The sequence below is a fragment of the Leisingera sp. CC-HEC093 genome (genome assembly GCF_059429195.1).
This window is the reverse complement of sequence record NZ_JCAIJR010000001.1, coordinates 931,172-957,498: the sequence shown is the minus strand read 5'-3', so window position 1 is coordinate 957,498 and position 26,327 is coordinate 931,172. Positions and strand designations below refer to the sequence as shown.

Annotated in this window: 1 protein-coding gene; it reads left to right on the top strand. The window is 57.0% G+C overall.

Going from position 1 to position 26,327, the window contains the following annotated elements; all coding sequences use genetic code 11:
• Positions 1-10: 10 nt before the first annotated feature.
• The gene (locus AC5STB_RS04610; protein WP_495441799.1) at positions 11-26,317 is read left to right on the top strand and encodes a tandem-95 repeat protein; all 26,307 of its coding nucleotides are present in this window, start codon (positions 11-13) and stop codon (positions 26,315-26,317) included.
• The last annotated feature ends 10 nt before the right edge of the window (positions 26,318-26,327 follow it).

The window sequence follows — 26,327 nt, the reverse complement described above, 5'->3', positions numbered from 1 at the left end:
AGACTTGGCTGTGGCAGATTTTGATAGAAACTATGGCAGTGATGTTCAGGCTGCTTATAATAAAGTTTTGGACGTTGTTGCGGGTGGGGATACTTTTGAAGGGAGCTTTGCACGGCATCATATCGTGCCAGTGGATGTCGCCAACAGCTCTAGGTTTATTAGAGAAGTCTATGGTATCAGTTTATACCAGCAGCGCTTTAATACGCTTGAGAATGTGATCATACTTCCGACAAAAGGTGCGGATGCTGCAGGTCTTGGAATGTCCCAACACTTAGGTGGGCATAGCAAATACCGTGAGGCAATTGCGCGCGTCCATGAGGAAATGTTTCAAGAGTTTGATTTTAGACTGAAAAATGGTGACGGCCTCGCGGCGGATTTAAAGGCTGAATATGTAAAATTGCATGACCGCTTCGAGTTCATGCTGAAGTCTGGAATGATTGCAAAGTTTCCAGATGGCGGAAACGGAGGCCCCATTCGGCCGGCTTATGCGATTTATGGAGAGGACGTTTTTCTTGATCCGTCTGAAACTGGTTGGGAGAATATCAATAATCGCATTTATGGTAACATGTCTTGGGAGGAAGTTAAAAGTTCTAAAATTTTCGAATTGAGCGATGAGGATTTCGCTTCTTTGAAGGCCGACCTTGAACGCAAGGAAGTGTTTAACCCTGTGTCGCGTGGGGTTGGTGAGAACATACGGTCCTCTTTGGAGCGAGCATTGTTGCAAGACGATGATGGTGCGCAAAGGTATTTGGAAAAGTCTGGTGGTGGCGATATTGAGGAACATATCGATGCCTTGAATAGGCAGGACTCCTTCAGCTTGCTAAAGACTGGCGAACGTCTAGACCCTAGAGTTGACCGTATTCTTAAGGCCCTTGGGCTGGATAATCCAAGCCCGGCTGCCGTTGTTGCAATCGCCAGTTCACTGGTTTTGCTTTCAACTGACTTTGCAGAAGCTAAAGCCGCTCAATATACAAATGGCGCAACGAATGACGCAGAGGCGACAGAAGCCGTTCTCGAAGAAATTTCAAATTCCGTTACGTCGTTGACCCGTGAGGATCTTTCTGGAGCCATGCTCCAGGTGGCGATCGAGGCAGAACAAAGGCTTAGGGTACTTTGGTCCGGTGGTAGCGAAGGTGCCGGTCTTGTAGCTACCGGTTTCTTCTTGGGAGCCGTTGAAGGCATTGTCGATGCTTTCAAAGCGGCGATCATTTTGTCCGAAGAGTCCTCAAGCCGGGACCGAAGCTTGGAGTCTATCGAGCGTGTTGAAGAAGAATTGGAGAAAGCAAAAAGACGGTTGGATGCCGCAATTGACGGTGTTGATGCGGAGTTAGGAAATTCAGGAAAGGAAGGGCTGGCGGTAACAGGGGATGTTGTTGCGAAGGCCAGCAAAGATGATGAGGTCGTGCAGTTTGGCGTTGGGATGGATGTTAGTGCTATCCATTCCGAAGGTGGCAATGATGTACTCCTTCACTTTGGTGCTGGAGTTTTGCATGGGGGCGAGGGAAGTGACTTTCTTGTAGGCGTGCAACCCTATGTCATTGAAGCAGGCCAATCCTCCAATCCTGCAGACCCAAACTCTGAAAAGGCTCTTAGTGATATAGTACTGCAGCTGGATGGTGGCGTCGGTGATGATTGGCTCGTAACTGTCTTTGGCGAACGTGCTGTCACCATCGGCGGCAACGGGCGGGACTGGATCTTCAACACTTCCTTTGGCGGTGTGGTGATCGGGGATACGATTGATGGCCTCAGCCCGGACGGCAGCGACCTGGAAGGACCCGAGAACAGCGACAATATCTGGTGGTGGCCGAATACCACTATGATTGATCCGGGGCCAAATGATGTGCTCAAGTTCTTTGGCATACCTCTGGTCGGCGGCACTAACGATTTGTCCATGCTCTCCCCCGCGGTAGGCGTCCTGGGTGCAGTGGCCAGCGGAGTCGGTCTCGCTTTTACCAACAGCACTCTCTATTTCGATTATTTCCTGCCGTTCCTGCAGTACATGCGCATTGAAGATAAAGAGGGGAACGGCACCCTCTATGTCATGAACATTCTGCCGTTCTTCGGCGGGGAGAATATTCACCGCCCGTGGGGGGAGGACGGACCGTCGCTGCAAAGCGCGATGATGTTTGAGAATTTCGAAGCCAAGGCGACGATGTGGAGCGCCGGCTTCCGAGAAGGTGGAGAGGAAGGGCTCGAGAGCGCAGGCAATATCATCAATGCCGTCTTTACCGGCGCCGGTTTCAATCCGGACGCAGCAGGCGACATGGGGATGCTGTTCAAGAACGCAAACCCCTATCTGGCCATTTTTGCGATGCTCCCGGGCTTTCCTGGGGGGATCAACCGCTACCTGCCAATGATTGAAAACCTTCTGACCTATGCAGGGGCAATGCAGCTTTGGGCAAAGGCTTTCCAGTGGTCAGAAGGCGAGGACCCGTTGATTCTGGATCTGGATGGCGATGGGATTGAAACGGTTTCCCGGGAAAGCTCTGGGGTGTTCTTTGACACCGACGGGGATTTCTTCGCCGAGCAGGTGGGCTGGGTTGCGCCGGACGATGGCTTCCTGGTGCTGGACGCCAATGGCAACGGCCGGATTGATGACATTGATGAGATGTTTGGCGGAGTCGGCCTGTCCGGCTTTGATGAACTCGCCACGCATGACGAAAACGCGGACGGTGTGATTGACGCGTCGGACAGCATCTATTCAGAATTGCGTGTCTGGCAGGACCTCAATCAGGACGCGCACACCACTGCGGATGAGCTTTCGAGCCTTTCGGATCTGGGGATCACATCGATTTCGGTGCAGGGCACTGACCTTGGTGTCACCACGCCGCAGCGGAATCAGTTGCTGCGCGAGGGGACTTACACCCGTGCCGATGGTTCCACGGGAGATCTGTTTGACGCGATCCTCTCTGCGGATCAGGTTAATACCATTTACCGGGGTGAACGTGGCACCGCGTCCTGGGTCTCTGATGGTATTGTGAAGTCACGTGGATTTGGTCAGGTGGTGAATTTCGACATCGCTATGTCGAATGATTTCACTTTGGCTGGACTGGTGGCTCAGGCTGCCAGTCAGATGACAAATCCCGATTTGGGGGAATTGGTTGATCTGGCTGGCGAGGCATTGGGGCAGTGGGCGCTTACCCTGCCACTGACGCGGGAGTTGGCGCCTGTTCTGCTTGATGATGCCGGCGGGCTGGTAGATTGCGCAATCTGGACGGAAGATGACAGCGGCGGCTACTGGGCACTGGCCAATGGCGGTGATGTCTTGTCTTCTGAGGGGGCAGTGATTGCCAGGCCGCAGTTGCCGGACGTTCTGGCTCAGGCCAGCGCGGCGGGTACGCAATGGCAGCTGGAGCAGGTGTTCTCTCCTTCGGACCGTACCGAGGCTTTGGAACACCGCAACGCCGCCCCCTATTTGGTGGAGATCGTCGACGGGCGTGCGGTGGTGCTTGATTATGGCATCGAGACCGGCGGCGTTTGGCAGCTTGCCAGCGGGGTGCCGGTGACAGGTGCCGACGGGTCCGCCATTGCGGAACCCACTCTGGACGACATTCTGGCGATGAACGCCGCTGACGGCCGGGAATGGCGGGTTGAAGAGCTGGGCCACCAGCCGCTTGCGGCCATTGAAGTGCCCGCGGTTGGGATCAACTTCGTGGACGGTATCGCGGTCGACTACACCGTGCAGGTCACGGATGCAGACGGCAGCTTCTATGTCTGGGCCCGTAATCTGGATCGGGCGCTGGAGCTGCAGGCCAAGACAGGCAGTGCGGCTGAATTCAACTTGCGCAATTTTGAGGTCGATTTCGGCACGATCGATCAGGTTGGCAGCACAGATGACAGCGCTTTCCGCATCGAAGTTCTGACGCCAGCGCAATTCCACTTGGCAATGCTCCTGGCCGGAATCGAATTCCAGCCAGAAATGCTGAATGCCGCAATCAACTCGAGCACGGGTCAGCTCAGCTATACGATCAGCCCGGAGCAGGACACCGGCGCGGCCGGACCGGATGGGTATGTGTCCGGCATCAAAGCCATGCTGGAACTGTTGGGCCCCGTGGCTGAGCAGTACGTTTACACCAGCCGTGCGTTCGCGGTCCGGATGGCCTTGCAGACCGGCCTGGCGGATTTCACGGCAGGTATCGAATATGATGCAGCGCTCGACCGTTATCAGGCCACTACGGCACATGAAATGACGCCGATGTTTGAGGCCATCTTTGCGGCTGCACCAGCCGGTTTTGATGAGGCCCGTGCTTACCTGCAGGGATGGAACGAAATCCTGTTACAGATTTATCCTGACTACGTGCCGTCAGGGGATGGGAACCTCGCAGGCGGCAGTGTGCGGATGGAGCAGCCCTTCATTCTGCAGATGCTTTTGCCCGCATTTGAGGCCTCTGGTCTGAGCATGGACTTGGCTGCGGTAATGGATTCGCTGTCATTTGACGAAACCCGGCTTCGCAGTCACGAGTCAGCCGACTCGAATGTGGCAGGCACATCAGGTGCCGATTACTTCTACATGAGTGACGGCAATCAGGTTTACACTGGCGGCAATGGCAGGGACTTTTATTTTGCCGGAGCAAACAACGGCGAAGACATCATTGAAGACCGGGACGATGGTGACTTGGATGCGCTCCACCTAACCGGGATCTTGCCTGATCAGGTTGCACTGACACGCGAAGGCATGGACCTGGTGATCACGGTAGAAGGGCGTGATGACAGTGTCCGCATTACCGACCAGTTTCTCGGAGAATTGAATCCAATCATCGGCAACCGCCGCCAGGACAGTGGTGTTGAGACAATTGTCTTTGCTGATGGCACAGTCTGGAATCGATTCCGGATGGCGATGGAGGTCAGTAATCCTACGGATGAAGATCAGGTCATCATCGGGTCTGGGGCCAGCGATGTGCTCAATGGCGGCCGCGGCAACGACGTGATGCGCGGCGGTGCCGGAGGCGACTATTACTTTTTCGGTCTTGGCGATGGTCAGGACGTCATCGGCGAGGAGGTTGATTTCAACTCGTCGATTTCTCAGGCCAAGTTCGGTCCGTTGCAGGGCGGCCTCGATTTCCTGTTCTTCGACGAGGGTATCAGCGAAAAAAACGTGCGTTTCCTGCGGACAGGAAACAGCAATGACCTGGAAATCCGCCTGTTGGATGACGACGGCCAGGAAACCGGCGACACGCTGATAATTGAGAAGCAGTTTGCCGGAATTAGTCTCAACCTTGGCCTGCTGGGGCAGTTTGACCCGCAGCTTGGAGTCGACTTTGTTGGCCCCTATCAGATTGAGAAGTTTGTCTTTGCCGAAGGCGCTTCACTAGATTTCGAGCAGGTTGTAAGCCGGGTTCTGGGAAGTGCGGGTACTGATGGCGACGATGTCATCTATGGTTTCCTGCCTGATAACGTTCTGGATGGCAAGGGCGGCGATGATGCCCTTTATGGCCTGGCTGGGGCGGATACCTATGTGTTCGGGCGGGGTTACGGGCATGATGTTATTGAAGATCTCGATCCGAGCGGGAAAATTCTTGGCGGTGGAGAAGGCGATCGTTTAGCCTTCAAGGACGATCTGCGCTGGAGCGATTTCACCTTCGAACGCGATGGAGACAGCGATACGCTAACATTGCGGATTACAGAAACTGGAGATGCAGTCACTCTGACAGACTATCTGAAAATGGAACCTTTCTCAGGTTTCATCAATGTGATCGAGGACATTGAGTTTGGTGATGGCACCGTCTGGACTTACGACCAGTTAACCCAGCACTACGTTAGCATCGCGAAAACAGATGGCGACGATACAGTAGACGGGTTTATTTTGGCGGAAGTCCTAGATGGCGGTGCGGGCGATGACCTGTTGCGCGGCCAGAGCGGAAGCGACACTTATGTTTTTGCGCAGGGATACGGCAACGACACGGTCCATGATACAGGAGGCGCGGACCGGATCCAGTTCCAGGGGCTCTCCACTACCGATATCGCAGTCAGCCGCAGCCAGCTTGACCTTATCATCACTATTCAGGCAACTGGCGAGAAGCTTGTTTTGCGTAACCAGTATGTGCGTACGAACATACAGAGCCAAGCGGTCGAGGAGCTCATTTTTATTGACCGGACGGTCAAATTCACTGATCTCAACCCGGAAGATGTTGACCTTGCTGGTAGTGCAGGCAGTGACTTGCTGGAAGGTTCCAACTTCTCGGAACGTCTTGACGGGCTTGGCGGGGACGACACTCTAGTTGGGAATGACGGTGGCGACATCTATCATTTCGATGCGGGCTATGGTGCGGATCTGATTATTGACCGCCAAGTACAGGCGAGCTGGGAAGATCATCGGTTCGTGCCGCAGACTGTAGACGACATAGTCCAATTCGGCCCGGCAATTACCCGAGACAACGTTGTGTTCACCAAGGATGGCGATGACCTGCTGATCTCGATTCAGGGCCGCCCGGACACTTTGCGAATTCAGGATCAGTTTAAGGATCTGATCAATGGAGTGGAGCGGTTCCAGTTTGATGACGGATCAGAAATGTCCATCATTGATGTCGAAGAGCTGTTGCAAATTGTCGGCGGCAACCGCGGCGACAATCTGATTGAGGGGATTGCTGATCAGCCAAACACGCTGGACGGGTTGCAAGGGGATGACACCCTGCGAGGCGGTGCCGCCAACGACGATTACGCGTTTGGCATTGGCTACGACTTTGACCGGATCGAGGAAACCGCGGATGCAGACGGGGTCATCGACAAGGTTGTCTTTGGCGAGGCAGTTGTTGCGGACAATCTGATACTCCACCGCGAAGGTACCGACCTTCTGATTGACCTGGGCAACGGGCATGACGTTCTTACCATCGTTGACGGGCTGGGCACCCACACGGTGGAACGTTTCGAGTTTGCCGACGGGACAGTCTGGACAGCCGAAATGTTGCGGGACCGGCTGCTGGAGGGCAGCGACCGGGATGAAGCTCTGACTGGTTTTGACAACCGGGCGGATGTTCTGGATGGCAAGGGCGGTTCCGACGCTTTGGCCGGCGGTACCGGTGATGATACTTACCGGTTCGGCTACGGCTCGGGTCACGACAGTGCCAGAGACACTGGCGGAGTGGACCGTATCGAGTTCGGCCCGGGCATCACAGAAGCGGACCTGACCTTTACCGCACTGGAACAGGATCTGTTGGTCACGCTGAAAGCGACTGGCGAGACGCTTGTGGTTCTGCAAGGGCTGGGAGCCGCCTCGGATCAAGTTGAAAGTTTTGTATTTGCCGACGGTTCCAGCCTGACACTTGCGGATGTGCAAACCCGGATTTTGCTGGGCCGCAGCAATGCAGGCATGGATCTGATTGATGCAACCGAACTGGATGCCAGCTTGGGGATAGAAGCCGGTACCGGGTTTGACACGCTGCGTATGGGGCCGGACACGAAGGCCATTTTCCGTGCAGGTGATGGCATCGACCGGATCATTCTTCCGCAGACCGCAGGCGAGGCTGAACTGAGCTTTGACGGGTTTGATCCTGCAGCGGTGCGGGTGCGCGTCTTGGGACTTGATGGTCAGGATCTGGCGATTACCTACCCTGAAACCGGGGACATGGTGATCCTGGAAGGCGGGCTGTCGGCCCCGCATCTGCCGGTAATCCGATTTGGCGCATCTGTCGAATGGAGCCGAGAGGATCTCCTGGCCGCTGCTGTGGCGGGGCAGGAATCCGATGGCGACGACCTGATAAACGCGACATCCTTGGCGGACACCGTCGAAGGCGGGCGCGGCGATGACGATCTTCGCGGCGGGGCTGGGGATGACGAATACGTCTTCCGCCGCGGCGACGGCCGCGATGTGATCGCCGACACTAGCGGCAGCGATACATTGCGCCTCCTGGGCTATTTGCCGGATGAAGTCAGTGTGTCCCGCCCGGTTTCTGACCGCAATGAACTAGTGCTGACCTTCGAAAACAAACAGGACGAAATCGTTTTGCGCTATGACGATGCGCTGAACGGAGTGGATATGGTCACCTTCAGCGACGGTACTAGCTGGAGCCGTGATCAGTTGTTCGCGCTGACCGCGGGCCAAGGCACCGAATTTGCCGACAGCCTGACCGGAACCAACAATGATGAGACCTTGGCAGGCGGCGCTGGCGACGACACTCTCGACGGGTCTGGAGGTGACGATCAATACATCTTCCGCAGTGGCGACGGCTACGATGTTATCGACGAGTCCGGGTCGCGCTATGACGACAACCGCCTGATCCTGCGGGATCATGTCGCTGCAGATGTATCGGTGATGCTGGCTGAAGGCAGCACCCGTGACGTTCTTCTTCGGCTCGGCAACGGCGATCAGGTCCTGCTTGAAGATGCGCTCTACCAGTACGGCGGGCGGGTGACCGAGGTCGAATTCGCTGATGGCTCGGTCTGGGCCCAAAGTGATCTGGAAGCCGCGATACAACGTTTCGCGGCGCCGGTGGAACCGTTCGTTTTGCGCGGAACGACAGGCAACGACACGCTGACCGGTACCAGCGCCTCGGAAGTTTATAACGGCACAGGCGGTTCCGACACTTTTGTCTATGCACGCGGTGGCGGTCACGACCAGATCAATGCAAAACCGGGCTTCGGAGTGGTCAACACGCTGCGGCTTGAAGGTTATGACCTAGCCGACGCGCGTTTTGCACAGTCTGCTGCCAATCCCGAGGACCTAGTGATTGCTTTCGAAGGCAGCAATGACCGGCTGGTTATTGCTGATGCCTTCTTCGATGACATGAGCGGACCGACGGGCTTGCCGCGCGCCATTCGTGACTTCGTTTTTAACGATCAAACCGTAACGGTTGAGGAAATTGCTTCTGATCTCCTAGCTGAGAGAGTTTCCAGCGGAGACGATGTCATTGAAAGCACTCCGTTTGAAGAAACAATCGCAGGCGGCGAAGGCAACGACGTTCTGATTGGTGGCGACTACCCACGTGCCTACCACTCCGACCGATTCGTGTTTGCCCGTGGCGATGGGCAGGATCTGATACTGAATCCGCATTACCGCTCTGATAATGTGTTGGAGATCCAGGGCTACACGCCTGAGCAGGTCACCATCCTACGGCATCCAATTGATGCGCAAGGGTATACCCTTACATTTGAAGGTACAGAAGACCGGATCGAGGTGCGCGGATACCAGCGGTCTGGCGAGACAGCTGTAAATCAAATTCTGTTTGAGGGAGGAACCGCTTGGAGCCGTTCCTGGATCAACTCCCGCATTCCAGACTTGTCCGCATCTGCACCCGAACCAACTGAACAGAATGATGTCGTTTTGGGCACTGATGGCCAGGATACCCTTGAAGGGTTGGGCGGGGATGACCTGCTGCACCCCGAGGACGGGCTGGACACAATCGTTTATTCGCGTGGTGATGGCGTCGACTCGATCCTGGAGCGTCCGACGCTGGTCGGAAACCTTGACTACCGGCTGAAGCTCGAGGACCTCAATTCGGCGGATGTTGTTCTTGTGCGCTCCCCGCTGCCAAAGGAATTCAGCGACAACCCGGCTGAAGGCGAACTGCGTGTCATCGGCAGCACCGACCGGATTTGGTTGGGTTCAGCTGAACAGGCGCTCCAGGAAATTGAGTTTGCCAACGGCGAGGTCTGGAGCAAGACCGATATCGACGCAGCCTGGCAAAGCTACGCGCCGCCTGTCGGAGGCGTAGTCGAAGTCGAGGTGGATCCGTACAACGGTATCGCCACATCGACCGAAGCCAATGAAGCCTTTGTCATCCGCGGCGAGGTCGAAGGTGCTCCTAATGTAGTCTATAACTATTCCCGCGGAGGCGGTCATGATCAAATACTTACTTGGGGCGAAAACCGCTTGGTGTTCGACGACATCGCCTCGACCGATCTGACAGTCCGGCAATTGCCCTTTACGATCCGGGGCGGATGGGACGATTCTGACTTGCTGCTGACTTTCGGAACAGAAAGCGACAGTGTCCGCCTGACCGTTTCCGACTTCGGGCCAGAACCACCAGTTTTCGAGGCGGAATTCTCGGATGGGGTCACTTTGACGCTCGACGACCTGCTGGCATCCGCCGCGGCCGCCGAACTGGCTGATCCGCGCAGTTTCGAAGGTAGCTTCACCTTCGAGCGAGGGATCCACATGGGCGCCTACGCTGTCGGACCGGAGCCGTTTGACGGGCCGTTCCCGTTTCCGGATGAAGAGAACACAAACTATGCGGCCGCTGACTTCCCCTGGTCCGAGAACCTTTTCGATCAGGGATTGCTAGAGTTCAGCAATGGCCAGTTGTTCATGGTTTATCCGGAATCCGCGCCGGGAACCGGGGACGCCAAGCAAATCCTGGTGGGCGGGGAACCGGACATCCGGGACTTCCGGATTGAGTTCAGCAACGGGCAGACCATCTTCTTCAACTTGCCTTTCCAACTGCTTTTGGCATGGGAGCAAGGCACCGTTTCGCAACAGGACTTTGACTACCTCTTCGAAACCTACGATCTCGAGCTTCTGACCTTTCCCGGCGAAAAGACACTGACATTGAGCGGTGTTCAGGCTGATGATATTTCTTTCGAAATCCGGGCTGGCGAAGCGATCCTGCATATTGCAGCCGAACAGTCTGACGGATCCGGCGCAGCAGAGATTTGGCTTGGCGATCAGAACAACCTGATCCGGACCACCATCATTCTGGATACCGAACTGCTGACCGGTCCTGAACTTGTCGATCTGGTGGGCCCGGTCAGCGGCACGGCGGGCGACGACCTGCTCGACATGTCCGACACTGACAAGCCGGTGACAATTCAGGGCCATGAAGGCGATGATGCTATCATCGGCCGGGAAGAGGTGACGCTTGTCTACAGCCGCGGCGATGGCAATGACGTCATCAGCCTGGTGAATGAGGAGTTTCTTGAGCCGCGGTCGGTGCTGGACCTACGGGGCATTGCACCCGAAGACGTAACGGTGTTTTCGCACTCCCGCGATTTGCTGGTGCGGATCGCCGAAAGCAGCCCTGGCGCCGGCGATGGCGGTGTCTTGCGGTTCGTCAACGGCTTCCAGATGCGGTGGACGAGCGAGGCATCCGGTCAACGGCCGGTTCTAAATCAGATTGTGTTCGACAACGGCCAGGTCTGGGATCACGGCGAAATCTCGGCGCAGGCGGCGCCGCGGATCGCCACAGACGGCGATGACTATGTCGGCAGTGCCAATGCCAGCGGCGAATACGATATGGGCCGTGGCGACGACGTCGTGGTGATCGACGATGCTCCCGGCTTCTTTGAGTACAGCAACGGTGATGGCCACGACACCTATGTCAAAACCGGTTCTGTTGCTGAGGGAGCACCGCAAGGGGCCATCAGCTTCACCGGGCTTGCGGAAGCGGATCTGACCTATGAACGCCTGCGTCAGGATCTGGTGATTGTCATTGCAGAAAACACTGAAACCGGTGTGCAGGTGGGCAGCATCACCATTGCCGATGCTTTCCTGCACACCGCAGCAAACCAGACTCTGATTCCGGTGCTGAACTTTGAAACCGGCGATCCTGTGCAACTGGCTGATGTTGTTGCGGCATTGGTGGCCGATGCCGCAACGGACCTGAACGATGTTCTGGAGGGCAGCAATTCTGCCGATACCCTGAGGGGCGGTCTTGGCGATGATATTCTGCGAGGCGGCGACGGGAATGACCGTTACGTCTATGCGCGCGGTGACGGCAACGACGAGATCCTTGAAGAAGGCAGCAGCGAAACCCGCGACGAGGTCGATGAAATCTTCCTCGAGGACATTGACGCTGGAGACGTCACCTACGAGGTGACGCCGGCGGGCCTGATCTTGCGCATCACCGAAAGCACCTCAGGCGCAGGGGATGGCGGCTCGCTTCTGATCCACGGCCTGATGGCCGAAGGTCGCGGCGCGTATAACGGTGATGACGATGGTGTGGGCATCGAGCGGATCATTTTTGGTGACGGCTCGGAAATTGCTCTTGGTGCGGTAACAACGCAGCTGCTCGCATCCCGTTCCACGGTTTTTGATGATCTTCTGGCTGGCGCCCATGGCAACGACACCATTGAAGGCCACGGTGGCGACGACCTGATGCAGGGCCGGGCGGGGGCCGATACCTATGTCTACAGCCGCGGCGACGGGTTCGACCGGATTGCGGATGACGCTTTCGAACAGGGCGATATCTTGCTGTTGCGCGGCATCGACCCGGCAGATGTGATCCTGCGGAAGGGCTTTGAAGACGATCTGGAAATTCTGATTTCGGAATCCGCCCCTGGGGCAGGAGACAGTGGCCGTGTCACAGCGCGTTGGAGCGCCCATAGCACATCAACCCGCGGGATCGAGCTTATCCGCTTTGATGACGGTATCGAGTGGAACCGGACTGAAATGGTTGCACTGACCACGGCTTCGGCAGCCACCGCTTCGGATGACTACATTCAGGGCACTGATGCCGCGGACACACTGGAAGGACAGGCCGGCGATGACCGGCTGGAAGGCGGGCGAGGTGACGACGCCTATCATTACACCCGCGGTGATGGCGCCGATGTGATCTATGATCCTTGGTCCGGCACAAACAGTCTGGTGATCAGCGGCTATTCGCTTGATGAAGTAAGCTTTGACCGCCGCGGCATCGAGGGCCGGGACTTGATAATCCGCCTGGCACGTGATGGAGACCAGATCACCATTCTGGACGGAGCACTCAGCGGCAGCAGTGCCATAGATGAGATCGAACTGGCAGATTCTGGCGATCTCCTGACCGCCGCGGATGTCATGGCGGCCTTGGTTTCTGGGCAGGCAAGCGGCGGTGACAATGTCATCGTTGGAACCGACGGTGCTGACACGCTGACGGGCGGTGAAGGCAGCGATCTGCTAAGCGGCGAGCGGGGCAATGACACCTATGTCTACCATGCCGATGACGGCGACGACCGCATAGTAGATGACGGCTACTCCTGGAATGATGTTCTGAAGCTGCCAGACTATACTCCGACCGATGTAGCCTATGCATTGCGCGCCGGTGCTGACAGCGATGATCTGGTGCTGTTGTTCAAAGACGGCCAGAACCGCCTGATCATTGAAAACGCTCTGACAATTGACTCGTATTTCGAGGGTGTTGAATCAATTGAGTTTGGTGACGGAACTATCTGGACCAAAGCTGACATGCGGGCTCAGGTGCTATCCTATGCCCAAACTGAATATTCCGAGCCTGTAATCGGCTTTGATGGCAACGATACCTTCACCGGGTCGGCCGGGGATGATGAGTTGGCCGGTCTCGGTGGCAGCGACACCTATTTCGTTACTCGCGGAACGGGGCACGACACAATTTCCGAAGGTGCCACTGAAGAGTTGGATGTTGACCGGATTGAGTTCACCGATTTTGTCTCATCTGAAGTCTCGGTCAGCCGCCTGCATCGCGGTTCCAGCAGCATCAAGCTGGAGTTTGTTACCTCGCCGGGGGACAGTGTAACGATCTTGAACGCGCTTGACGGCAACCGCGCTGGTATTGAGCAATATGTGTTCTCTGATGGGGCTATCTGGTCATCTGACCATTTGGAGACACTGTTGGCCAACAATGCACCTGATGCTGTGGATGACGGGTATTTCAGCGCGGTGAGCGGCGAAGCGCTGACCCTTTCGGCCGAGCGGTTGCTGGCAAACGACTTTGACACTGACGGCGACCCTCTGATGATCATCGCCGTGGATGGCGGAGAATACGGCACTGCCGAGCTGGATCAAAACGGCAATGTCGTCTTTACAGCAAATCCGGATTACACCGGCCCGGCGCAGCTGACCTATACTGTTTCCGACGGTCGCAATGGGATATCGACTGCACAGGTAAACATGCGTGTGCGTCCGGTTGCGGAGGCGGTTGCCGATACAGATTTTGAAACCGCGGAAGATACGCCGCTACAAATCGAGGCTGTCCGACTGCTATCGAATGACGTCAATGGAGAACAGCTGATCGTCTCGCAGGTTCACAGCCCTGAAAATGGTACTGTTTCGCTCAACAGCAGCGGCCAGATCACTTTTACACCTGATGCAAACTTCAATGGGCTTGCTGCCTTTACCTATGTTGTAAATGCACCCGATGGCGGTGTTGACGAGGCGCGGGTAGAAATCAATGTCACCGCTGTAAACGATGCGCCAGTGTCGGTTACCGATACCGGTTTTGTCACCGACGAAGAGGTGCCGTTCCAGATCCTGGCCGCCAGCCTGGCGGTTAATGATCAGGACGCCGACGGCGATCGGCTGACCGTGACGGCCGTGCAGGGCAATCAATATCTGGACGTCACCCTTACAGATGACGGCGTGGTCATTGTGACACCTGCGGCGTCTTTCTTTGGCTCTGCCAGCTTTACCTATACGGTTACCGATGAAGGCGGCCTTAGCACCCAAGGCACCGCCGAAGTGACCGTGAACCCGGTGAATGATGCGCCGCAAACAAGTGTTAGCACTTTCAGTACCGACGAAGACGTGCCGATGATCATCCAGCCCGCGGATATCCTGCCCAACGTGTATGACCCCGATGGCGACACGCTGACGATCATTGATGTGAACGAGGTGAGGGACGTCGGCGGCAATGTGAAGCTGCTTGATAATGGCACCATCCAGTTCGACCCTTCCGCCAACTTCTCGGGGACTGCGTCCTTCGAGTATCTGGTAGACGACGGTCAGGGCGCCTCGGTTTGGGGGCGGGTTGAAATCAATGTGGCCGAGATCAACGACCGGCCGGTTGCTGCGGACGACGTCTATTTGGCTTCAGGACTGTCCAACTATCTGCGCGGTCAAGAGGACACGCCGCTGGTCATCCCAATTGCCCAACTGCTGGCAAATGATGCCGACCCCGAAGGACTGTATCTAACATTCCAGGGTGTTTCCGATCCGGCCGATGGTTCGATTACCATCGAAAACGGCAATCTGATCTTTACACCGGACGCGGACTTCTGGGGTGCCACGACCTTCAGCTATCTGGTAAGCGATCCAGAAGGGCTGGTGGATGACGCCAGTGTCACCCTCTACTTTGAGAACGTGGGTGACGCACCGCCTGTGGCGGTAACCGATGTCATCACCGTTTATGAAGACACACCAATTGTCATTCCGGCGGCGGTTCTGTTGGGCAATGACACCGATATCGACGGCGACCCTCTGGAAATCACTGGGTTCCGGTTGCCGAGAATCACCGATTCATCCATCCCGTACCTGCAAGGCACGGTCATTCGCAACGAAGACGGCGATTTCCTGTTCACACCGGACCTCAACGTCACCGAAGTTTCAGGCTTCTTCTACTTTGTCACAGACAATGCAGAGGGCACGTCCGAAGGCTACGTGGATCTGCGGATCATCGCGGTCAACGACCAGCCAACAGTGGTAGCAGACGACTTGCCGGATACCCCGCTGGACGTCCCGGTGGTGATCCGAATCGCCGACCTGATGGCAAATGATTTTGACGTCGACGAAGAGGCTGTCTTCTTTGCGGGCCTTGACAGCGTCTCGGCAGGCACTGCCGAAATTGTCGGGGATCACATTGTCCTGCGTCTGCCGGAAGGCACGTCCGGGCCGGTCAGTCTCACATACCGTATCCGCGATGCGGCAGGTGTCGAGGATACCGGCCAGGCAAGCTTCTCTGTGCAGGGCAGCTATTCGGGGCAGCAGACCGGAACAGCTGAAAATGATCTGATCTACGGCAACGGTTTGAGCGAAACCCTGTCCGGAATGGCCGGAGACGATACGATCATAGCTGGTGCTGGTGATGACTTGATTGACGCAGGCGACGGGCGCGACTCGATCACCGGTGGCGCGGGCCAGGACACCGTGACATTCGCCGGGTCGAACACTGGTGTGCGGGCTGATCTAGCCGCACGGATCGGACAAGGCGGATATGCCGCTGGAGATATCTATTTTGATATCGAGGCTCTTGTTGGTTCGGACTGGAACGACACGCTGCAGGGCAGCTCGATTGACAACCGCCTGGAAGGTGGTCTGGGCCGAGACCTGCTGGTAGGCCGCGATGGCGCCGACACTCTGATCGGCGGTGAAGGGGACGACACTCTGTCCGGCGGTGAAGGCGCTGACGTTCTGCAAGGTGGTTCCGGCAGCGATATGGCAGACTACGGGACGTCAGAGGAGGCTGTACAAATAGACCTGCAGACCGGGATCGCCAGCGGGGGTTACGCCGCGGGTGATGTCCTGTCCGGTATCGAGAACCTCAAGGGAGGTTCCGGCAGTGATGTCCTGACGGGCGATGGTGCGGACAACCTGCTCCACGGCAGCGCTGGCGAAGACACGCTGGTGGGCGGCGATGGCAACGATATCCTGATTGGTGGCCAGGGCGCTGATGAGTTGCGCGGCGGCGACGGTGTGGACACTGTTCGCTACACGACATCGCAGGCTGGCGTTCTGGTCGATATGGCCGACAGCAGCGCTGGCGGCGGTGATGCACAGGGGGATACCTTCACCAGCATTGAGGTGGTCGAAGGCTCGTATCACGCGGATACTTTGCGAGGCGACGCTGGTGACAACACCCTGCGCGGCGGGCGCGGCGCGGATGTGCTGGATGGGCGCGACGGTTTCGACACTGCAGATTATTCTGCAGCCGATGAAGCCGTGCATGTGGATCTTGGCCTGGGCCAGGGGCTGGCAGGCGAGGCAGCAGGCGACAGCTTGTCTGGCATCGAGGCGCTGCGCGGTTCGGTTCACAACGACACGCTGGCAGGGTCCGCAGCGGATGAAATTCTCGACGGCGGATGGGGTGACGATGCGCTGGCAGGTGCCGGAGGAAGCGATACCTATCTGTTTGGTCACGACAGCGGGAACGATACCGTGTCCGAGCTCGGCGCGGCGTCGGATACCGACCGGATTACCATTACGGACGGCATTGCGCCCAAGGATATCTCGCTGATCCAGGAGGGCGACGACCTGCTAATCGAGCTGGAGCGCGATGAGGGCATCCAGATCGACACCCTGCGCGTCACTGGCCATTTCCTGGATGCTGAGCGGGGTGTCGAGGAAATCGCGTTTGCTGATGGGATCACTTGGACACGTGCGCAGATCGAAGCTCTGACCCGCACCGACCGCTTCAATGCGGCGGATGACATCTTCCTGTTCGGGCAAGAGGACGAAGCGGTGATCTTGGATCCGCTGACACTGTTCCAGAACGATGCTTTGTCAGGGCTGGACCAACTGGAGCTGGTGTCAGTCGGCAACGCTGTAAACGGCACAGTGGAAATCCTGCAAGACGGCACGATTAGTTTCCTGGGTGACCAGGACTATAATGGCGATGCGTTCTTTGATTATACGGTCCGCGACCAGTTCGGGCGCGAAAGCACGGCCACGGTCGAGGTCAATCTTGCGCCGATTAATGACGCACCGGTTGGCGTTAATGACGGTGTTTTCACACTTGCCGAAGACACGATGCTACAGATCCGGGCGGCGGACCTGTTGGCTAACGACATTGACATTGATGGCGATCCGCTGACACTTGTCAGCATTTCAGTTCTGATTGGTGATAACGGTGAAGAATTGTCACCTCTGCAGGCGACCATTTCCGACTACCCGTTTAATTCGAGTTTGACCAATGGGATTGGCCGAGTCTTCGAAGGTGGTTCTGTCCTGACGCCGGAAACGCTGATCGAATTCCTGCCCCGGGCAGACTTCTTTGGCTTTGCCGGTTTTACCTACACGCTGATGGACGACAGCGGTGCCACATCAACTGCCACGGTCGAAATCCAGGTGACGCCGGTCAATGACGGCGCGCGCAGCGGCGATGACGGGCGCGACATACGCCTTGGTCTGACCGAGACGTTCACAGTGGCTGATCTGCTCGCCAACGATTACGATATCGAAGGGGACGGCTTCAGCTTCGATGGGGTGCATTCCGCGGTTGGCGGTACGCTCTCAGTGGATCCGGATACAGGGGATATCTCCTTCACCCCGGACGCGCTGGGTGACGCCCGGTTCAGCTATGATCTGGTTGATGACCGTGGTGCAAGAAGCATTGTGGTTGTCGAACTGAATGTCATTCCTCTGAACGATGCACCAGTTGCCCGCGACGACGGCGGTTTCACCATCCTCGAGGATGAGATGCTGGTCATTGATCCGGCAGAGCTGCTGGCCAACGACACCGACGACACCGACCCATTGAACGAGGTGCTGACGATTACTGCTCTCAGCAGATTTGCTGAAAATGGCGAAGTGCGGATGGGGGAAGACGGATTGATCCGCTTCACACCGCGAAGCGATTATAATGGTCAGGCGAGCTTCGTCTACGAGGTGTCGGACGGCAACGGTGGCTTCGATACCGCAACAGTATCAATCACCATTCTGCCCGACAACGATGCACCGGTGCTGCGCGACGATCTGATCAGCGGGGACGAAGATACAGTCATTACGGTTGTTCCTGGAGAAATCTTTGGCAACGACGCGGATTTCGAGGGCGACCTGATCACCTTTGATCAAGTGACACTGTTGGGTGCTGTCACAAGCGATCTGAGCAACCGCTCGGAGTTCACCGCTGGTTTCAGCTTTGATCCCGACGCATTGAATGCGGTGGCACAGGCGACGCTGCAGGACGGTTCTCCTCTGCCAGCCGGTCTGGCCTTCGATCCGGCTACGCTTTCGGTCAGCGGCACTTGGCCGGAAGGCCAGAGCGAGCCGCTCGACATTCTGGTAACCCTGAGCCATGGGGCCGGGGAGGACGCTGTTGCGCACCAGGGCAGTTTGCAACTGACTGCAGGTTCGGATCTTGCGGCGGGTGTGGGATATGAGCCTGCAATCAGCCTGTTCGAAATCTCCAACGGCAGTTTCTCGATGGAGCAGGCCAACGGGCGCCCATTGCCAAATTGGCTCAGCTTTGACGCCGAGATGCTGCAACTGAGCGTGACTGGTCCGGTTCCCGAGGGGGAAACCAGCTTGCTCCGGTTGCAGATGCGGTTCACCCCTGATGAGGCGGCTCTGGCCTCAAACCAAGTGCGGTTTGGCGAAGCCGGTTTCGCCATCGAGGTGACAATTGATCCGCAGGTGCCGCTTGATGAATCAATCAATGCGCTGCTTGCCAATGATCCCTTTTTTGCAGCGCAGGGGCTTTACGCCCTTCCGGCTGGCGGGACATCGCAGGCTTTCCGTGAATCCGGTGCTCCGTTGGACAACTGGCTCGCCTTTGACGCTGAAAACCTCAGCTTCACGGGTACTCCGCCTGAAATCTTCGTCGGCACGGTTCCGGTTCGCGTGGACCACTCCGGCCAGGCCGGTATGCCTGATTTCTCGCTGATCACTGAGCTTCAGGTCGACCCGGTTGTTACAGTGGGTTCGATCCAAGATGTTAATATCACTCTGCAAGATGACCGGTTCAGCATAACGACCCCTGAAGATTTCAACGGGACAGTGCTGCTGAGCTATACAGCGGTCGATGAGATCGGAGCGGTGTCAGAAGATCCAGCGGTGATCGCTGTCAATGTACTTAATACGCCGGAAGCCCCAGTGGCTGTCTCCGACGTATTCCAATTGCAGGAAGGCGGTCAGTTGATCATACCGATTGCTGATCTTCTGGCCAACGACACTGACGCAGAGGGCAATGCCATCCGGTTGGTGGGCATCACCCAGAATGATAACCTTGAGGTGACGCGCGGGACGTTGCGTCAGATCGACCTGTCTGAACTGGCCGAAACACCCGTTGCAGCGGCAGGCACCGGATCTGGCAGCGACCCCAACGGAAACGCCAATTGGGCTTATGTGGCGTTGGATGGTTTTGCAGACGGCGGAATCAGTTTCAGCATGTCTCAGGGATTCACCACTCATGATGCCAATCTGCTCTGTCCCTGCTCAGAATGCGCGAGCCAGGCAGAACAGCACAACCAAACTGCCGACAACGGGAGTGTGCCAGGAACCGGCACATTCGAGGACCTCGGCACACTTTCTGATTTTGTGCGGGAAGGTTTCTACAATGGTGACTTCCGCTATCACAATGTCACTGATAGCGGCCATGATCCGAATGACGGAGTGATCCTGTACAACCTCTCTGGTTGGGAGGGCGACAGTGATGGTATTAGCGAGGAGCGCGCTTTCCTCGTGCGTGAAGTCTTCAAGGTCTATCAAGCGACTTTGGGCATCACCTTCCAGGAAACAACTGAGACAGACACTTCGGTCACAGACATCTTCTTCGGCGACAACGACGACGGTGCCTATGCAAACTGGGGCGGGTTGACGAATGGCGAGATCGGCCATTCCTATGTCAATATCGCAACGGATTGGTCAGGCGGAACATCCACATACAACGACTATACGCTGCAGGCGGTGTTCCATGAGATCGGACACGCGCTTGGGCTCGGTCATCAGGGTTTCTATAACGTCAGTGCTGCCTTTGGCGTGGACCAGTTCTTCAAGAACGACAGCTGGCAAACGTCGATGATGTCCTATTTCAGCCAATCGGAAAACTACCACGCGGTGGCGGACTTCGCCTTTCTGCAATCACCGATGGCTGTTGATTGGCTCGCATTGGACGCACTGTACGGCTCGCAAGGGTTTGGCGTTTCGCAGGCCTTCACGGAAGATACTGTTTGGGGCTTCAACACGACCGTGACATCAGAGGTCAGCGATATCTGGGCAACCTGGTCTGACTGGGCCGGAAGCACGGCCTCGACGCTGGTGGATGGCGGCGGCATTGATACACTGGACTTGTCCGGGTTCGCGAACAACGCAGTGATCAATCTGCGCCCATCGGTTCCCGGAGAAATTGCGCCGTCGATTTCTCACATTGGAGGGCTGTTCGGTAACCTGACAATTGCGGCTGGAACGATCATCGAGAATGCTATTGGCGGCGACGGACATGAGACGTTCTACGGCAATGATGCGGATAATGTGCTGACCGGCAATGCAGGTCAGGACACTTTCTATGACAGCGCAGGAAACGACACCTACATTGGTGGGCTGGGAACTGATGTCGTTGTTTTTGAAGGCAACTACAGCGACTACAGTTTTAGCCTGCTTAGCGGAGCAATGCAGGTTGTCAGATCCGCAGTGGACGTCGTTTGGGACACCGTCGACTTCCTGTCATTCAGTGACCGGACACTTAGCTGGCAATCCATCGCCGAAGGATTGGGACTGAGCGTGACTCCTGAAACCCCGGCAGGTGGCGGTGCTGCTCCTGTGTCGGGCGGAGTCCATGCGGCGGGCCTGCCAAGCCTGGAAGGTGGGGTGTACCTGGCCACGCTGAGTGATGGCAGCGCCCTTCCGTTCTGGATGCGGATAGATCGTGATACCGGCGAGTTGATTGGCGAAGTGCCGTTCAACGTCAAAACCCAGCTGGCTATCGATGTTACAGTTACCAACGGGGATGAGACCTACACTGAAACCATCGCTGTTGAGGCGGATGGCAACGATGGGGCGAACTTGATCTATACCCCGGCGCCTGACGCCAACGGAACTGTCAGCTTCGAGTACACAATCACGGATGACATGCATGGTGTCGGGTTGGGTTCAGTGACCTTTGAGGTGGCTGCGGTCAACGATCCGCCAGTGGCGGTCACCGACACACTGACCGCCCAGGAAGATACTCCTTTGGTCATCGACCCGCTGACGCTGCTGGCAAACGATACCGACGTGGATGGCGATGTGCTCAGCCTGGTCTCGGTGGATAACCCTGCCAACGGCACGGTGCGTATCGAAAACGGCCAAGTAATTTTCACACCTGTTCCGAACTATGACGGGCCGGCCGGGTTTGACTACACTATCACCGATGGCACAGACGGCACTGCGACGGGCCGGGTCGAGATCACTGTGGCCTCGACCAATCAGGCACCTGTGGCAGGGACCGACAGTTTCCTTGCAACCGAGGATGTGCCTCTCGAAATCACAATTGCGGAATTGCTTGCCAACGACAGTGATCCGGAAGGGGAGCCGGTCACCTTTGTAGGGATCGACAGTGAAGCCCCGGGAATCCGGGTCCAGACCCTGCCGGATGGAAGACTGCAGTTTGTGACCGACGAGGATGTGAACGGCACCTTTGAATTGGGTTACCGGGTGACCGATGGCCGCGACATTGGAACCGGGATCGTCACAATCACTGTGGCACCGGTGAATGACGGCCCCACTCTGATTGCCGACGCGCCGGTTGCGGGACAGGAGGATACTCCGGTTGTCATCGATATGGCTGCGATCCTGGCCAATGATGTCGACGTTGAGGGCGATGCATTTGCGGTCACTTCGGTGTTCGATCCGGAGAACGGAGCGGTTTCCCTTGCGGATGGCATCGCCACGTTCACTCCGCGTGCCGACTATTTCGGGAACGCCGGGTTCCACTATACTGTAACTGATGAGCACGGCGCAGAGAGTAGCGGTTTCGTCCAGATCACTCTGTCTCCGGAAAATGATCTGCCCTTTGCAGTGGATGATGTTCTGGACGCAACCGAAGACACCCCGATTGTGATCAGCGCTGCTGAGCTGCTGGCCAATGACATCGATCCGGACGGCGGCTCGTTGTCTGTTCTGCGGGTCTTTGAACGGCTTTCGGATCCCTATGGCGGCCCCGCCACAGAAATTGAGGTGGCGGATCAGGGCGATGGAACATTCCTCTACCAGCCTGGGCCGGACTACTTCGGCACCGAGATCCTTTATTACGAAGTTACTGACGGGTCAGGTGATGTCGCCGAAGGGCGGATCACACTGAACATCTCCAATACCCAGGATGCTCCGGAGGCGCAGGACGACAGCTTTGCCGGTGTCGAGGATACGGTTCTGACTCTGCTGGTTTCGGACCTGCTGGCTAATGACAGCGATCCTGATGGAGATGCACTAACCCTGACCGGCATTACGGCGGAAGCCGGCGTGACCGTTGCCTTCGACGGTGAAGGACGGCTGATCGTTACACCTGCCGCTCATGTCTACGGGCAAGTCGGGTTTGACTACACCGTGGAAGATACGCAGGGAGCGCAATCCACGGCGCATGTCACCATCACACTGGAGGCGCGCAACGATGTGCCTGAGGTCGGTGATTTCACCTTGTCGGGTGAAGAGGGCGTGGCGATGAACACTGTTCTGGACCCGGCCTTGTTCACTGATCCGGACGGAGACCCGCTGGCGGTCGGCGTCCGGCTTGCGGACGGCGGGGAACTGCCAGGATGGCTGACTTTCAATATCGCAACCCTGACATTGTCGGGCGAGCCTCCAGCGGGATCAGCAGGGGACATCGCCCTGGAGTTCAGCGCCTTTGACGGCTCTGATACGGGCTCCCGGACGATCCTGCTGACGATCACGGGCGCGGATGACCGCATTCAGCTGCCCGGCACGGATGGCACAGATTTGGTGACCGGCAGCTCGGAAAACGAACTTCTGGAAGGGTTTTCTGGCAATGACACTCTGAACGCAGGCTCTGGTGACGACGTGATTAAGGGCGGTTCCGGTGACGACAGCATCGTCGGTGGCCCGGGCAACGACACGATTGTCTACGAGACTGGCAATGACGTGATCAACCGGGGCAATAGCGGTTTTGACACGCTGGATCTGAGCAAATACCGCTCCGACCAAGTAACCTTCCGGATCAACGGCCATGATACTTTCATCCTGACCCCGGATGGTGAGATCAAGCTGGAGTACCAAGTACGCTATGAGCCGGACGATTCTCGATTGAATATCGAGCTGATCACGTTCTCCGACATCACTCTGGACGAGCAGGCCATCCGGACCCGGGCGCTGGATGACCAGTCGACCGCAGGCGACGATGAGATCCGCGGCAGTACTACCGCTGATGTGATCAATGGCAACGCAGGAAGCGACACTATAATCGCTGGGGGTGGCGACGACCTGATTGTCTACGAAGCTGGTGATGACTTTATTGACCGTTACAACAGCGGTTTTGACACACTGGATCTGAGCAAATACCGCTCGGATGAGGTGACCTTCCGGATCAATGGCCATGATACTTTCATCTTGACCCCGGATGGTGAGATCGAGCTGGAGTACCAAGTGCGCTATGAGCCGGGCGATTCACGGCTGAACATCGAGCAGATCACTTTCTCCGACATCACTCTGGACGAGCAGGCCATCCGGACCCGGGCGCTGGACGATCAGTCGACCGCTGGAGATGACGAAATCCGCGGCAGCATTAACGCTGATGTGATCAATGGCAGCGCGGGCAGCGATACGATTATCGCAGGCGGCGGCGATGACCTGATTGTCTATGACGCAGGTGATGATTTCGTCGACCGCGGCAATAGCGGTTTTGACACCCTGGATCTGAGCAAGTACCGCTCGGATGAGGTGAGCTTCCGGATCTATGGCCACGACACTTATATCCTGACCCCGGACGGCGAGATCAGGTTGGAGTATCAGGTGCGCTATGAAAGCGGTCACGCCAGCACCAATATTGACCGGATCATTTTCTCGGACATCACAATGAATGAGCCAGAAATGCGGTCCCGGGCGTTGGAGGATCAGTCGACCGCCGGTGACGACGTCGTTCGTGCAACCATCAATGGAGAAGTGATCACTGATGGCGCTGGCAACGATACGATTATCGCTGGCGGTGGTGATGATGTTATTGTCTATGAAGCCGGGAACGACGTCATCGACCGCAGTAACACCGGCTTTGACACGCTGGATCTGAGCAAGTACCGCGCTGATCAGATCTCCTTCCGTATTTCGGGGTCTGACGCTGTTGTCTTGACCCCGGATGGTGAGATCACGCTGAAAAGCCAGCTGAGCTACGAGCTAGGAAGCGGTAAGCTCAATATTGACCGCATCCTGCTTTCGGATATGGTCATGGAAGAGGCCGATATCCGGGCGCGGACGCTTGCAGAATTCGAACTGCAGGCAACCGAGGACCAGAGCTTTGACCTGTTGGTGCCTGCCGGGGTGGTCAGCAATCCGGGCGGTGACGAACTGGCCTATAGCGCGGCACGGGCCGGGGGCACGGCACTGCCTGCCTGGTTGGTCTTTAATGCGGAAACGCGGCGGTTCACCGGCACGCCCCCGGCGGATTTCACCGGCACGCTGGATCTGGAGCTGACCGTCATCAATGGCACAACCAGCACTGTCCTGCCCTTTGCCTTTGTTGTTGCCGGGGTCAATGACGCACCGTTGCTGTTGGCACCGCTGTCAGACCGTCACACCGATGAAGAAGAGGCTTTCTCGATCACCCTGCAGCAGGGGATCTACAGCGATCCGGACGGTGATGCTCTGAGCTTTGCGCTGGTGCAAAGGGACGGGTCTGCTTTGCCGGATTGGATTAGCTTTGATGCCGACACGCTGACACTCAGCGGCACACCGCCGCAAAACTACTCCGGAGAATTCGGTCTGCGCCTGCAGATCAGTGATGGAACGGCAACTATTTCGGACGACTTCGATCTGGTGGTTCAGCCGATCAATGACGCACCGGTTCTGACGTCTCCGTTGGAGGACGTGAGCACGGACGACGAAGGCAATGTTCTGAGTACCGGCACCGCATTTGTCATCACGACGCCAATGGCGCAGTTCAGCGACCCGGACAGTGACGAACTGGGCTTCATGGCAACCTTGTCCGATGGTTCGGCATTGCCGGATTGGCTTACATTCAATGGCCAAGCCTTCAGCGGTCTCGCTCCGCGTTCGGCAGCTGGATCCTTGGAGATCACCTTGCGTGCCTCGGATGGTGTGCTCGAAGCATCAGATAGCTTCACCCTGACTTTCATCGAGGGGGATAACTCGCCTGTTGCCGGTGATGACAGCTTCACTTTGCCAGGGCAGAATACGCTCTTGCTGACGTCCGAAGTACTGCTGGCCAATGACAGCGATCCGGACGGTGATGACTTGACTGTGGTCGAAGTCTCCGGAGCCTCCAATGGCGATGTCACCTTCGAGAACGGTGCGGTGCGCTATGTGGCAGACTTTGGCTTCACAGGCGAGGATCAGTTCACCTACACGATCGAGGACAGCACTGGCATGCGGGACACTGCCACCGTAACCGTGACCGTGACAGCAGGGGATGGTTCGGCTGGCGAGAATTATTCACCCTCCGCATCGGGCGCTGGCAGCTATGCCGGCACCAGCGGCGCCGATTACCTGACCGGCAATTCCGGGCAGAACTACATCTATGGCGGTGATGGGGATGACACATTGTCTGGTGGCGCAGGTGCAGATTACCTGTTTGGCGGAGAGGGGTCGGATGTATTCACCTATGAGACCGGAGACGGGCGGGATACCATCTACGGTTTCCAAGCGTCTCAGGCGCAGCGCCAGTTCTTCATCGCCGGCGACCAGTTGAAGCTGAACATTGAAGGGATCGGCAGTTTCGAGGACTTGCTCGGCGCGGCGACCGAAACCTCTGACGGGGTGCTGTTCGACTTTGGCAACGGGGATGAAATCTTCCTTGCCGGCACGCGGCTTGCATCGCTCGACAGCGATCAGTTCACCTTCTACTGAGCCGGGCTAC